Annotated in this window: 14 protein-coding genes; 10 read left to right on the top strand and 4 right to left on the bottom strand. The window is 74.3% G+C overall.

Going from position 1 to position 13,160, the window contains the following annotated elements:
- Nucleotides 1-266: 266 nt before the first annotated feature.
- Nucleotides 267-722: a ferritin-like domain-containing protein gene (locus ACFPL3_RS36510; RefSeq protein WP_343945983.1), complete on the bottom strand. Its 456-nt coding sequence runs from the start codon at nt 720-722 to the stop codon at nt 267-269.
- Nucleotides 719-1,168 carry a hypothetical protein gene (locus ACFPL3_RS36505; RefSeq protein ID WP_379590464.1) on the bottom strand — a complete coding sequence of 150 codons (450 nt, stop codon included), beginning with the start codon at nt 1,166-1,168 and terminating at the stop codon, nt 719-721. Before ACFPL3_RS36505 ends, ACFPL3_RS36510 begins: the two co-directional genes overlap by 4 nt.
- A gap of 180 nt (nt 1,169-1,348) precedes the next feature.
- Here ACFPL3_RS36505 and rimP point away from each other — a divergent pair, with 180 nt between their 5' ends.
- The 10 genes from rimP to ACFPL3_RS36455 all read left to right on the top strand — a co-directional run bounded on the left by rimP (nt 1,349) and on the right by ACFPL3_RS36455 (nt 10,550).
- Entirely contained in the window at nt 1,349-1,873 is a 525-nt protein-coding gene (rimP, locus tag ACFPL3_RS36500; RefSeq protein ID WP_343945309.1) for a ribosome maturation factor RimP, read from the top strand.
- Nucleotides 1,870-2,889, top strand: a complete 1,020-nt coding sequence (gene nusA / locus ACFPL3_RS36495; protein ID WP_343945308.1) for a transcription termination factor NusA — start codon at nt 1,870-1,872, stop codon at nt 2,887-2,889. The genes rimP and nusA overlap by 4 nt, the downstream gene beginning before the upstream one ends.
- A complete protein-coding gene (locus tag ACFPL3_RS36490) occupies nt 2,849-3,331 on the top strand; it encodes a YlxR family protein (RefSeq protein WP_343945307.1) in 483 nt (160 codons plus the stop codon). The genes nusA and ACFPL3_RS36490 overlap by 41 nt, the downstream gene beginning before the upstream one ends.
- A gap of 93 nt (nt 3,332-3,424) precedes the next feature.
- Nucleotides 3,425-6,430: a translation initiation factor IF-2 gene (gene infB, locus ACFPL3_RS36485; RefSeq protein ID WP_379590461.1), complete on the top strand. Its 3,006-nt coding sequence runs from the start codon at nt 3,425-3,427 to the stop codon at nt 6,428-6,430.
- Nucleotides 6,431-6,482: 52 nt separating this feature from the next.
- On the top strand, nt 6,483-6,779 hold the full coding sequence (locus tag ACFPL3_RS36480) for a DUF503 domain-containing protein (RefSeq protein WP_343945538.1): 297 nt from the start codon (nt 6,483-6,485) through the stop codon (nt 6,777-6,779).
- 69 nt (nt 6,780-6,848) lie between these two features.
- The gene (gene rbfA / locus ACFPL3_RS36475) at nt 6,849-7,304 is read left to right on the top strand and encodes a 30S ribosome-binding factor RbfA (protein WP_343945537.1); all 456 of its coding nucleotides are present in this window, start codon (nt 6,849-6,851) and stop codon (nt 7,302-7,304) included.
- A complete protein-coding gene (locus tag ACFPL3_RS36470) occupies nt 7,301-8,272 on the top strand; it encodes a DHH family phosphoesterase (RefSeq protein ID WP_343945536.1) in 972 nt (323 codons plus the stop codon). Before rbfA ends, ACFPL3_RS36470 begins: the two co-directional genes overlap by 4 nt.
- 75 nt (nt 8,273-8,347) lie before the next feature.
- The gene (locus ACFPL3_RS36465) at nt 8,348-8,974 is read left to right on the top strand and encodes a class I SAM-dependent methyltransferase (RefSeq protein ID WP_343945535.1); all 627 of its coding nucleotides are present in this window, start codon (nt 8,348-8,350) and stop codon (nt 8,972-8,974) included.
- Nucleotides 8,971-10,314 carry an MATE family efflux transporter gene (locus ACFPL3_RS36460; RefSeq protein ID WP_343945534.1) on the top strand — a complete coding sequence of 448 codons (1,344 nt, stop codon included), beginning with the start codon at nt 8,971-8,973 and terminating at the stop codon, nt 10,312-10,314. The genes ACFPL3_RS36465 and ACFPL3_RS36460 overlap by 4 nt, the downstream gene beginning before the upstream one ends.
- Before the next feature lie 83 nt (nt 10,315-10,397).
- Nucleotides 10,398-10,550 (top strand): cytochrome c family protein, encoded by a 153-nt coding sequence (locus ACFPL3_RS36455; protein ID WP_343945533.1) that lies wholly within the window; start codon nt 10,398-10,400, stop codon nt 10,548-10,550.
- On the opposite strand, the gene ACFPL3_RS36450 is transcribed toward ACFPL3_RS36455, so the two are convergent.
- Both ACFPL3_RS36450 and ACFPL3_RS36445 read right to left on the bottom strand, forming a co-directional pair.
- Nucleotides 10,534-12,210: an ABC-F family ATP-binding cassette domain-containing protein gene (locus tag ACFPL3_RS36450; RefSeq protein ID WP_343945532.1), complete on the bottom strand. Its 1,677-nt coding sequence runs from the start codon at nt 12,208-12,210 to the stop codon at nt 10,534-10,536. The genes ACFPL3_RS36455 and ACFPL3_RS36450 overlap by 17 nt on opposite strands.
- 42 nt (nt 12,211-12,252) lie before the next feature.
- Nucleotides 12,253-13,065: a DUF5995 family protein gene (locus ACFPL3_RS36445; protein ID WP_343945531.1), complete on the bottom strand. Its 813-nt coding sequence runs from the start codon at nt 13,063-13,065 to the stop codon at nt 12,253-12,255.
- Between the last annotated feature and the right edge of the window lie 95 nt (nt 13,066-13,160).

The following is a 13,160-nucleotide window of genomic DNA, read 5'->3' as shown; positions in this document are numbered from 1 at the left end:
CCCCGAGCAGCACGTCGCGGCTGTCTCGACGACTGTGGGGTGCGGCTCGGGTGTGGGCGTTGCGGGAGGCCGCCCTTCTCAGGCCGAGGGGCACGGGTGTGCTGCTGATCTTGGGCGGTTGCCGGTGATCCTTCCGAGTGGGGCCTCAGGGCCGTCCCGGGGGCCATGGGGCGCTGTTCGGATGAATCATCACGTTCGAGCAGTACCTGGCGGCTGCCCCCGCGACCGTGGTGTGCGCCTCGGGCGCGCCTGAGCCGGCCCGCGGGTCAGGAGCGGCCGGGGAACACCGGGATGGCCGGCGGCTCGCCGACGGCCAGGCGCCAGCGGGCGCAGCGGAGGGTGCCGGCGCCCATGGTGTCGAGGGCGGCCTGGCGCAGGGCGCGGTCGCGGGTGCGTTCGAGCACCGAGCACCAGGCGGCGAGCGCGTCGGTCTCGGCCACCACCGCGACCCGGGCCGCCGACTCCGAGTCGGTGACGGGGCCGGGCGTGGCGTAGGCGGGCTGCGCGGACACCGCTGGGGCTCCCAGCTGGGTGAGGGTCTCCTCGACCTGGCTGCGCAGCTCCCGGTGCGCCTCCTCGTCCTCGCGGGCGCGGGTGGCGTCGGCGCCGGACAGGAACGCGACGGCGAGCGCGTAGCACCAGATGGCGGCGTGCTCGGCGGCGAGCGCGTTCTGCAGGGCGGCGACGGCGGTGTCGTCGATCCGGGGGTTCGCGGTGGTCACGCGAGCACCTCCGCGTAGGTGTTGCAGCAGGCGGCCACGGCGGCGACGAGCCCGACGCGCTCGGCGGGCAGGCCGAGTGCCACCTCGCCCGCGGCCCGCCCCGACGCGAGCACGGCGCGCTGCACCTCGGTGCGGCCTGGGCGCCCGGCGGGCGGGGGAGCGGGGGACGGGGTGGGCCGGTCCGGGTCGAGCCGGGCGACCTCGGCGTCGAGTGCCGCGGCGTGCTGGGTGCGGGCGTCGACGAGCGGCTGGAGGGCGGTGGCGAGGTCGCGGTCGGCGGCGATCGCGGCGGCGGCGAGCGCCGCGTCGGCGCGGGCGGCGTCGGCGAGGGCGATGAGGGGGTCGGGCCCGTCCGGGGCGGACGAACCGAGCGCGCAGCCGGCCACGGCGGGTGGCAGGAGCAGCAGTCCGGCGAGCACGCGGCGCCGGCTCAACGCTCCTGGCACGACTTCTCCTCGACCCGTGCGCGGTCTCCTTCGCCGCCGCGCTCGCCGGGCGGTCATCCTGCCAGGCCGCCCCTGAGCCCGGCCGGGTGCCGGGGGGTGCACGGGCGGTAACGGCCTGCAGGAGTCCGACAGGCGGCGCGATACCCTGACAGACCCACCCCGTTCGTAGGAGTAGACGCGATGCCCTCCCCCCGCCCCACGCAGGCAACCGGTCCGCAGGCCGGTGAGCTGCGTGGCGTGCTGGCGCCCATCGTCGCGGACGCCGGGTTCGAGCTCGACCAGCTCGACGTCCGGGCCGCGGGCCGCCGCCACACCGTCAAGGTGGTGGTCGACTCCGATTCGGGTGTGGGCCTGGACGACATCGCGGCGGTCTCGCGGGCGATCTCGGCCGAGCTCGACCGCCGCGAGCACCTCATCGGGGGGTCCTACACGCTGGAGGTCACCTCGCCCGGTGTCGACCGCCCCCTCACGGGGCAGCGGCACTGGCGGCGGGCGCACCTGCGCCAGGTGGCGGTGCGGCTGCACGACGGCACGCAGTTCACCGGTCGCGTCGGTGCCGCCGGCGAGGAGGCCGTCACGGTGCTGGTCGACGGGCGGCTGCGCGAGGTGCGCTACGCCGACGTGGACCACGCGGGCGTGCAGGTGGAGTTCCGGCCTCCGCCGGAGCACGAGGTGGCGCTGCTGCAAGAGGAGGGGACGGCGTGAACGTCGACATCGCGGCGCTGCGCACCATCGAGCGCGAGAAGGACATCCCGTTCGAGACGGTGCTGGAGGCCATCGAGACCGCGCTGCTCACCGCGTACAAGCACACCGAGGGCCACCAGCCGCACGCGCGGATCGACATCGACCGCAAGACGGGTGCGGTGCGGGTGCTCGCCCAGGAGCTGGGCCCGGACGGCACGGTCGACACCGAGTGGGACGACACCCCCGAGGGTTTCGGCCGGATCGCCGCCACCACCGCGCGCCAGGTGATCGTGCAGCGGCTGCGCGACGCCGAGCACGAGCGGACGTACGGCGAGTTCGCCGCCAAGGAGGGTGAGGTCGTCGCCGGCGTCATCCAGCGCGACGCCCGTGCCAACGCCCGCGGTGTGGTGATCGTGCAGCTGCAGGGCGGCACGGAGGGCGTGCTGCCGCAGGCCGAGCAGGTGCCGGGCGAGCGTTACGAGCACGGTGAGCGGATCCGCTGCTACGTCGTGGGTGTGAGCCGGGGAATGCGCGGGACGCAGATCACGTTGAGCCGGACACATCCCAACCTCGTGCGCAAGCTCTTCGCGCTCGAGGTGCCCGAGATCGTCGACGGGTCCGTGGAGATCGTCGCGGTGGCGCGGGAAGCCGGCCACCGGTCCAAGATCGCGGTGCGGTCCACCGTGCCCGGGGTCAACCCGAAGGGCGCCTGCATCGGTCCCGTGGGGGCCCGGGTGCGGGGCGTGATGAGCGAGCTGGCCGGGGAGAAGATAGACATCATCGACTGGTCCGAGGATCCGGCCACGTTCGTCGGCAACGCGCTCTCGCCGTCGAAGGTGGTTTCGGTCACTGTCCTGGACGCGCGCACGAAGACCGCGCGGGTCGTGGTGCCCGACTTCCAGCTGTCGCTCGCCATCGGCAAGGAAGGACAGAACGCCCGGTTGGCGGCCCGGCTCACAGGTTGGCGCATCGACATCCGCAGCGACGCGGACCCCCGTGGGGCCATCGACGCGCCCGAGACGGAGTCGGTCGGCTGAGAGATCATTGAGTCGTCGAGCCGTCAGCGAGAGAGGAGCGGGCGCAGGTGCTGCGCTACACTCCACACCGGCCCACCCCCCGGGTCCGGCCCCTGCACGACCGGCCTCCGCACCGGATCACCGATCCACCGCGGGACCAGTCCGGACGTGCGTCGGATGTCGGCGCCGGGATGTGGCCGACGGTCTGTTGAGGGTTGTCGCGGTGGACGGGGTACTGATCCCGGACCTGCGGCGCAGGCTCCCCGGGCGTGGTGCGTGGCTGCACCTCGCCCAGGAATGTCTGGACCGTGCCGAGCGGCGCTCGGCGTTCCCGCGGGCACTCCGTGTCGCGGGGCCGCTGGACCCCGCGCCGGTGCGAGCCCACATCGGGGCCGCGGGTACGAACGGGGCTCGGGAGACACCCGGGTCCGGCACACCAGGAAGCAAGGTCGACCCGTCATGAGCCAGTCGTGAAGATCGCACCATGAACGTGCTTCGACACTAGGTTCGAGGTCGAGCGGTGCCGCCGCCCGGCCTCCGGTTAACAAGGAGTGCAGTGGCAGGCAAGGCCCGCGTGCACGAGCTCGCGAAGGAGCTCGGAGTCAGCAGTAAGCAGGTCCTCAGCAAGTTGCAGGACCTCGGGGAGTACGTGAAGTCCCCCTCGTCGACCGTCGAGGCCCCGGTCGCCCGCAAGCTCCGTGAGTCGCTCTCCGGTGGAGGCGACTCCGGTGGTGGGCGTCGCGGTGGTGGCGGTCGGCCCCGTCCGGGCGGTGGTCCCACCCCCGGCAACGTGCCGCCGCGGTCCGGTGGCCCGGTTCCCGGTCCGCCGCGTCCGCAGGAGCGGCCGGCGCAGGCGCCGTCCACGCCGGGCGGTGACCGTTCCGGCGGCCCGCGCCCGGGTCCGCGTCCCGGCCCGCCGGCGCCGGCGCGTCCGGAGACCCCGCGCAGCGAGCCGCAGCGTCCCGCGGCCCCGCAGCCGGCCGAGCAGCGTCCCGCGGCGGCCGCAGGCACCGCGGCGGCCCCGCCGCAGCAGCACCAGCAGCAGCGTTCCGGCCCGCGGCCCGGCCCCCGTCCGGGGCCCGCGCCCGCCCAGCAGCGGCCTGCCGCTGCGGCCGAGGCGCCCGGCGTCGTGCCGCCGCGTCCGGCGGCGCCGCGTCCCGGCCCGCGCACGCCGCGGGTCGGCAACAACCCGTTCGGCGTCGGCTCGGGCGCCCCGCCGCGCCCTGCTGCGCCGCGTCCCGGCCCGCCCGGTGGCGGGCAGGCTCCCGGCCAGGGCGGTCAGGGCCAGGGCCAGGGTGGCCCGCGTCCCGGCGGCCCGCGCCCGCAGGCGCCGCGTTCCGGTGAGGCCGGTCGTGGTGGCCCGCGTCCGTCGCCCGGCAACATGCCGCCGCGGCCCAACCCCGGCATGATGCCGGCGCGCCCGGCGGGCGGCCGGCCCGGTGGTGGTCCCGGTGGCCGTGGCGGCCCCGGTGGTCGTCCCGGCGGCGGTGGCGGTCGTCCGGGTGGTGGCGGTCGTCCCGGTGGCGGCGGCTTCCGTCCCGGTGGTGGCGGTCCCGGCGGTGGCGGTGCCCCGGCCGGTGGTGGCTTCCGCGGTGGTCCCGGTGGTGGTCGTCCCGGTGGTGGCGGTCGCGGTCGCGGCGGTGCCGCGGGTGCGTTCGGCCGTCCCGGTGGTCCGGCGCGCAAGGGCCGCAAGTCGAAGCGGCAGAAGCGCCAGGAGTTCGACTCGATGCAGGCTCCCTCGGTCGGCGGCGTCCGCCTGCCGAAGGGCAGCGGCGAGACGATCCGGCTGCCGCGCGGCGCGTCGCTCACCGACTTCGCCGAGAAGATCAACGCCAACCCGGCCTCGCTGGTGCAGGTGCTGTTCCACCTCGGTGAGATGGTCACGGCCACCCAGTCGGTGTCCGACGAGGTGCTCGAGCTCCTCGGCACCGAGATGAACTACGACGTGCAGGTCGTCAGCCCGGAGGAGGAGGACCGCGAGCTCCTCGACTCCTTCGACATCTCCTACGGCGAGAACGCCGGTACGGAGGAGGACCTGGAGGTCCGGCCGCCGGTCGTGACCATCATGGGTCACGTCGACCACGGTAAGACCCGACTGCTGGACACGATCCGCAAGACCAACGTCCGCGAGGGCGAGGCCGGCGGCATCACCCAGCACATCGGTGCCTACCAGGTCGCCACCGAGCTCGACGGCGACGAGCGGCTGATCACCTTCATCGACACCCCGGGTCACGAGGCGTTCACCGCCATGCGTGCCCGTGGTGCGAAGTCCACCGACATCGCGGTGATCGTGGTCGCCGCCGACGACGGTGTGATGCCGCAGACGGTGGAGGCGATCAACCACGCCCAGGCCGCCGACGTGCCGATCGTGGTGGCGGTCAACAAGATCGACGTCGAGGGTGCCAACCCGGCGAAGGTCCGCCAGCAGCTCACCGAGTACGGGCTGGTCGCGGAGGAGTACGGCGGCGAGACGATGTTCGTCGACATCTCCGCGCGGCAGGGCACCAACATCGAGCAGCTGCTCGAGGCGATCCTGCTCACCGCGGACGCCGCGCTCGACCTGCGCGCCAACCCGAACATGGAGGCGCAGGGCGTCGCGATCGAGGCCCACCTCGACCGCGGCCGCGGCCCCGTGGCCACCGTGCTGGTGCAACGCGGCACGCTGCGGGTCGGCGACTCGGTCGTCGCGGGCGACGCCTCCGGGCGCGTCCGGCGCATGCTCGACGAGTACGGCGAGGACGTCACCGAGGCGCTCCCGTCGCGGCCGGTGCAGGTCATCGGGTTCACCTCGGTGCCCGGCGCGGGCGACACGTTCCTCGTCGTCGACGAGGACCGGGTGGCCCGCCAGATCGCCGACCGGCGCCGCGCCCGCGAGCGCAACGCCGAACTGGCCAGCCGCCGCAAGCGCGTCAGCCTGGAGGACCTGGACGCCGCGCTGAAGGAGACCAACACCCTCAACCTGATCATCAAGGGTGACAACTCGGGTACCGTCGAGGCACTCGAGGACGCGCTCATGAAGATCGAGGTGGGCGACGACGTCGAGCTGCGGGTCATCCACCGCGGCGTCGGTGGCATCACCGAGGGCGACATCAACCTCGCGATCGCCGACAACGTCATCGTGCTGGGCTTCAACGTCCGGGCCGAGGGCAAGGCCACCGAGCTGGCCAACCGCGAGGGCGTGGAGATCCGCTACTACACGGTGATCTACCAGGCCATCGAGGAGATCGAGCAGGCCCTGAAGGGCATGCTCAAGCCGGAGTACGAGGAGGTCGGTCTCGGCACCGCCGAGGTCCGCGAGATCTTCCGGTCGTCGCGGTTCGGCACCATCGCCGGTTGCCTCGTGATGAGCGGGGTGATCCGGCGCAACGCCCGGGCGCGCCTGCTGCGCGACAGCGTGGTGGTGGCCGAGAACCTCTCGATCGCCTCGCTGCGGCGGGAGAAGGACGACGTGGTCGAGGTCCGCGAGGGCTTCGAGTGCGGTCTCACGCTCGGCAGCTTCTCCGACATCAAGCAGGGCGATCTCATCGAGACGTTCGAGATGCGCGAGAAGCCGAGGAGCTGACGAACAGGTGGGGGGCCGGACGATGTCCGGCCCCCCACCGTTTCGGAGAACCATGTTCGTCGGAGTGTTGGAGCTGGACGTCCTGCTCGGGGACGTCCGATCGCTCAAGCAGAAGAGGTCGGTGGTCCGGCCGGTACTGGCCGAGCTGCGCCGGAAGTTCGAGGTGGCCGTCTCGGAGGCGGGGCACCTCGACCTGCACCGGCGCGCTCTGCTCGGTGTCGCCTGCGTCGCGGTCGACGCCGGCCACGCCACCGAGGTCCTCGACCGGTGCGAGCGGCTCGTCGCCGCCCGTCCCGAACTCGAGTTGCTCTCGGCCCGGCATCGGATGCTGGGCCCCGAGGACGAATGAGGTCGTGAGTGGATACGAGTGCTCCGGCACCCGTATCCACTCACGGCCCGACGGAGGAGGGCTGTAGTTGTGGTGGACCACGCCCGCGCGCGGCGGCTGTCCAAGCGGATCACGCAGATCGTGGCGGATGCTCTCGAGCACGAGGTCAAGGACCCGCGGCTGAAGATGGTGACCATCACCGACACCCGGGTCACCGGCGACCTGCGCGAGGCCACCGTGTACTACACGGTGCTCGGGGAGCGGGTGGACGCCGACCCGGACGCCGCGGGTGCCGCGGCGGCGCTGGCGAGCGCCACCGGTGTGCTGCGGTCGAAGGTGGGCGCGGGCACCGGGATCCGGCACACCCCCTCGCTCGTGTTCGTGCCCGACCAGGTGCCCGACGAGGCCCGCCGGATGGAGGAGCTGCTCGCCCGCACCCGGGAGTCCGACGCCGAGGTGGCGCGGCTCGCGGCGTCGGCCAGCCCCGCGGGCGACGCCGACCCGTACCGGGTGCCCCGGGAGCGCGACGGGGCCGAGGAGGAGTGAGCGCCGGCGCGGTCGCTCCCGTGGAACTCGCCGTGGCCGACGCGGCGGCGGTGCTCGACACCGCGCGCGAGGTGGTGCTGCTGGCGCACGTCGACCCGGACGCCGACGCGCTCGGCAGCGCGCTGGCGCTCGGTATCGCCCTGCACCGGCGCGGGGCGCGGGTGCAGGTGGCGTTCGCGTCGCCGGAGCGGGTTCCCGAGTCGCTCGCGCCGCTCGACGCGCTGGGGTTGCTGGTGCCCCCGGCCGAGGTGAACCCGGCGCCACAGGTGCTGGTCAGCTGCGACGCGGCCGACCCGGGTCGGCTCGGGTCCCTGGGCGGGTTGCTCGACACCGCCGGTCGCACGGTGATGCTCGACCACCACGCCACCAACCCCGGCTTCGGCGACGTGCGGGTGCTCGACCCGCGCGCGGAGGCCACGGTGGTGCTGGCGCACCGGGTGCTGGTGGCGATGGGGGTGCCGCTCGACGCGGAGGTGGCGCGCTGCCTCTACGCGGGGCTGGTCACCGACACGCGCGGCTTCCGCACCGCGGGTCCCGGGGCTCACCGGCTCGCGGCCGAGCTGGTGGAGGCGGGCGCCGAGCCCGCGGCGTTGACCAGGGCGTTGATGGACAGCCACCCGTTCGCCTGGTTCGAGGGCCTGTGTGCCGCGCTCGAGCGCGCCGTGCTCGAACCGTCGGGCCTGCTGTACACCACGATCCCGCTCGCCGACGTGCGGCGCTACCGGTCCGAGGAGATCGACAGCGTGGTGGACGTGCTCCGCACGGCCGTGGAGGCCGAGGTGGTGGCGTCCGTGATGCAGGTGGGGGAACGGCGCTGGCGGGTGTCGCTGCGCTCCGCGGGGCGGGTGGACGTCGCCGCCGTGGCCGCGGCGCTGGGCGGGGGCGGCCACCGGATGGCGGCCGGCTTCACCCGTGAGGGCACGGAGCAGGAGGTCCTGGCGGCGATCCGGGCGGCCCTGCCCGCCTGACCGTCGCCGCACCGTCCGGGATCAGCCGCCCGCTACGGTGGTGAGCGGAGCGAACGACACCCGGAGGAACCCTGCATGACGTCCGACACCGCCCCCACCGCGGACGCCCGGTCCGCCCGCCGCGCGTTCCTCGCGGCAGCACTGCGGCGCCCCGCGACGATGGGCGCGATCGCGCCGAGTTCCCCTCGGCTGGGCGCGGTACTCGCATCGGTGGTGCCGCGCACCGGGGAGCCGGTGGTCGTGGAGCTGGGCCCGGGCACCGGCGCGGTGAGCGCGGTGATCGCCGAGCGGCTGCCCGCGGGCGCGCGGCACCTGGCCGTGGAGCTGGACCCGGCGATGGTCGACTACCTGCGCCGCACGCACCCGCAGCTCGAGGTGGTGCACGGCGACGCGGCCGACCTCGGGGCGTTGCTCGCCGAGCGTGGGATCACGAGCGTGGACGCGGTGATCTGCGGGCTGCCGTGGGCGCTGTTCGACGACGCCACGCAGACGGCGCTGCTCGGTGAGATCAGCCGGGTGATCGGCGACCGCGGCGCGTTCACGACGTTCGCCTACCTGCACGGGATGACGCTGGGCGCCGCGCGCCGGTTCCGGCGGCGGCTGCGCGCCACGTTCGACGAGGTGCTGGTGAGCTCCACCGTGTGGCGCAACCTGCCGCCGGCGTTCGTCTACGTGTGCCGCCGTCCGCGCCAGGGCGGATGAGCGCGGCGTCCGACCGGGTTCCCGCGCGGGAGGTGGTGCGGCTGGCCGCGCCCGCGTTGCCGGTGCTGGCCGCCGAGCCGCTGTACCTGCTCGTCGACACGGCCGTGGTGGGGCGGCTCGGGGCCGTGGCGCTGGCCGGGCTCGCCGTGGCCGGGGTGGTGTTCGCGCAGGTCACGAGCCAGTTGAACTTCCTGTCGTACGGCACGACGTCACGCGCGGCCCGCCTGCACGGCGCCGGCCGCCACGGCGACGCCGTGGGGGAGGGGGTGCAGGCCACCTGGCTCGCCCTCGGCGTCGGGGTGCTGGTGCTCGGGGTGGGCCAGCTGGTGGCCCACCCGGTGGCCCAGGCACTCGGCGACGGCGGTGCGATCGCCGACGCGGCCACGTCGTGGCTGCGGGTGGCGCTGTGCGGTGCGCCGATGGTGCTGGTGACCCTCGCGGGCAACGGCTGGATGCGTGGTGTGCAGGACACCCGGCGCCCGCTGCGCTACGTGCTCGCGGGCAACGGGCTCTCGGCGCTGCTCTGCCCGGTGCTGGTGCACGGTGCCGGCGGGTGGGCCGGGCTGGGGGTGGTGGGCTCGGCGCTCGCCAACGTCTGCGGGCAGACCGTGGGAGCCATGCTGTTCCTGGTGGCGCTGGTGCGGGCCGCCCGGGCGGGGGCGGTGTCGCTGCGCCCGGCGCCCGCCGTGCTGCGCGCGCAGCTCACCCTGGGGCGCGACCTGCTGGCCCGCAGCCTCGCCTTCCAGGCCTGCTTCCTGTCGGCGGCCGCCGTCGCCACGCGCTTCGGGGCGGCCACGGCGGCCGCGCACCAGATCGTGCTGCAGATGTGGTTCTTCCAGGCTCTCGTGCTGGACGCGGTGGCGATCGCCGCGCAGTCGCTGGTGGGCGCCGCGCTGGGCTCGCCCGAGCGGGGAGCGCAGCGGGCGCGCGCGCTCGCCGGCCAGGTCACCCGCTACGGCCTGGTGCTGGGCGTCGGCTTCGGGGTGCTGTTCGCGGCGCTGTCGGGCGTGCTGCCCCCGGTGTTCACGCCCGACCCGGCCGTGCTCGCCGCCGTGCCGGTGGCGTGGTGGTTCTTCACGGCGATGCAGCCGATCGGCGGTGTGGTGTTCGCCCTCGACGGGGTGCTGCTCGGCGCGGGGGACGCGGCGTTCCTGCGGACGTCCACCCTCGCGGCGGCCGTGCTGGGGTTCCTCCCGCTGACGTGGGCCTCGCTGGCGTTCGACTGGGGGCTCGCGGGGATCTGGACGGGACTGGCCGTGATGATGGTGATCCGGCTCGTCGCGGTGGGTGTCCGCGCCCGCAGTGATCGCTGGATCGTGATCGGCGCCGTTCGCTCCTGAGTGTCGCGCGTGCCACAGAGCGTCACGTGCGGTAGACAATGCTCCGCAAGCTGTCATCCCTGCGGGCCACGGATCGGGTGCACGTGAAGAGAATCGTCGGACTCCTCGTCATCGCGCTGCTCGTGTTCTGGGTCTTCGTCAGCCCGGACAGCGCGGCTGACACCGTCCAGGACATCGGGTCGCTGCTGCGTGAGGGCGCGGAGTCGGTCATCTCCTTCTTCACACAGCTCGTGTAGCGCTGGGCGCGAGGACCTGTGGCTCCCACACCGGCTCCGGGGTCTCGCGCACCTCGCCGTCGCCCGCGAAGAGCAGGAAGCGGTCGAAGCCCCGGGTGAACCAGCGGTCGTGGGTGACGGCCAGCACGGTGCCCTCGAACGCGTCGAGGGCCTGTTCGAGCGCCTCCGCGGAGGCGAGGTCGAGGTTGTCGGTCGGCTCGTCCAGCAGGAGCAGGGTGGCCCCGGACAGCTCCAGCAGCAGCACCAGCACCCGCGCCTGCTGACCGCCGGACAGCGTGTCGAACCGCTGCTCGGCCTGCGCGGCGAGCTCGTAGCGCGCGAGCGCCTTCATGGCCTCGCCGCGGGTGGTGCCGGGACGGTCGGGCCCGCCCGACACGAGCACGTCGAGCGGGGTGCGCCCGGCCAGGTCGGGCCGGTCGTGGGTCTGGGAGAAGTGCCCGGGACGCACGCGGGCGCCGAGCCGGGCCGTGCCGGTGTGCGCCACGGGGGCGAGCGCAAGCCCCGCCGCGGGCACGCTGCCCGGCTCGGGGTCGGTGCCGCCGCGGGCCAGCAGCCGCAGGAAGTGGGACTTGCCGGTGCCGTTGCCGCCCAGCACGGCCACCCGGTCGCCGAACCACACCTCGAGGTCGAACGGGTAGGTCAGCCCGTCGAGCTCCAGCCCCTCGCACACCACGGCCCGCTTGCCGGTGCGGGCGCCGCCCAGGTGCATCCGCACGTTCTGCTCGCGCGGCTTCTCCGGCGGAGGGCCGGCCTCGAGGAACCGGGCCAGCCGGGAGCGCGCCGCCTGCAGGCGCGAGGCCATGCCGTCGTTGTGCGACGCCTTCTCCCGGTAGTGCACGACGAGGCGTTCGAGCTTGGCGCGCTCCTCGTCCCAGCGGCGGCGCAGCTCGTCGAGCCGGTCGTGGCGGGCCACCCGCGCGGCGTGCCACGACGCGAAGCCACCCGGGTGCACCCAGGCGGAACCCGCCTCCACCGTGACCACGCGGTCGGCCGTGCGGGCCAGCAGCTCGCGGTCGTGACTGACGTACAGCACGCTCTTGGCCGACTCCGCGAGCCGCTCCTCCAGCCAGCGCTTGCCGGGCACGTCGAGGAAGTTGTCGGGTTCGTCCAGCAGCAGCACGTCGTCCGAGCCCCGGAGCAGCAGCTCGAGCGCGAACCGCTTCTGTTCCCCGCCCGAGAGCGTGGCGACGGGCCGGTCGCGCACCGCGGTCCAGGGCAGGCCCAGCGCGGCGACGGCGGCCGTGTCGAACTCGACCTCGGCGCCGTACCCGCCGGCTTCGCCCCACGCCGCGAGCGCCTCGGCGTAGCGCAGCTGGGAGCGTTCGTGCTCGTCGAGGGCGAGCTCGGCGGCGCGCAGCCGCTCGCCGGTCGCCCGGACCGCCGGGGGAGCCAGCGACAGCGCCAGGTCGGCCAGGGTGCGATCGTCGCTGATCGAGCCGATGAACTGGCGCATGACGCCGAGCCCGCCGCTGCGCGCGATGCTCCCCGCCGCCGGTGCCAGGTCGCCCGCCACCATCCGCAGCAGCGTGGTCTTGCCGGCGCCGTTGGGCCCGACGAGCGCGACCTTGGCGCCGTCGCCCACCCGGAAGGACACGTCGGAGAAGAGGGTGCGCCCGTCGGGCAGCCGGTGCTCGACGGCCATCGCCTCGATGTGACCCACGCCGACATCGTGCGGGCCCGTGCCCCGCGGGTCGACCGGTTATCAGAACGGCAGCGGGGCGCGCAGCACTCCCTGCCCGATGAGCGTCGCGATCGAGTCGAGCCGCCGCTCCGACGCCCGGCAGATCTCCGGGGTGGCGCCCTGGCGCCACACGCGCTTCGCCTCGTCCCACGCGAGGTCGCGGGTGAACGTGACCACGAGGTCGGCGAGCCAGTTGGCGCCCACGTCCCACGGCGCGCCGTCGGGTCCGTTGGAGAGGAGCGAGTCGAGCTCCTCGCGCAGCCCGTCCATCTCCATCTCGAACACGTCGTTGACCAGGCGGTAGTCGTGGTACTGCTCGGTGTCCGCGCCGTCGCCGTCCGGGGTCACGTGGCGCCAGGTGGCGATGAGCGCGTGCGCGAGGTCGTAGTTGATGTGCGCGTTGACGCCGAGCACCGCGAAGTTCACCGGTGCCACGTTCGGGTCGCTGCGGTTGTCGAACAGCACCCGCCACACGCCGGGCGCGGTGTGGATGTCGGCGGCGTAGCGGCGCAGCGCCTGGAAGTACCGCTCGGCGAACTCGAGGTCGAGCCGCACGAGGAACTCCGAGGACCGGAACTCCCCGCTCTCGACCATCTCACCCACCCGGGTGGTGATCACGTGGTAGAGCTTGGTGAAGGAGGCGATGCCGTCGTTCTCCGCGAGCAGCGACGTGTCCGTGGCGTGGTCCCGGATCGCCGCGAGCCGCTCGATCACCTCGGGGATCGACTCGGGCGGCGCGTCCCCCGCCAGCTCGGCCAGGCGCTGGGTGCTCCCCGTCCTCGCCGGCCGCCCATGTGCGATCCGGTCCTCGCGGCCCGTCTCGGCGGTTCCCATCGGCTCACTCCTCTCCGCTGCCCGCCACCCGTGGCAGCCCTCGTTCGAGGAGAGCGTGACAGCGCCCCTGATACGTCGATGATGATCCTCTTCGG

Source organism: Pseudonocardia zijingensis (assembly GCF_042657305.1).
Classification (GTDB): Bacteria; Actinomycetota; Actinomycetes; order Mycobacteriales; family Pseudonocardiaceae; genus Pseudonocardia; species Pseudonocardia zijingensis.
The sequence above is the reverse complement of the archived record's forward strand: the minus strand, read 5'-3'. Positions and strand labels throughout refer to the sequence as shown.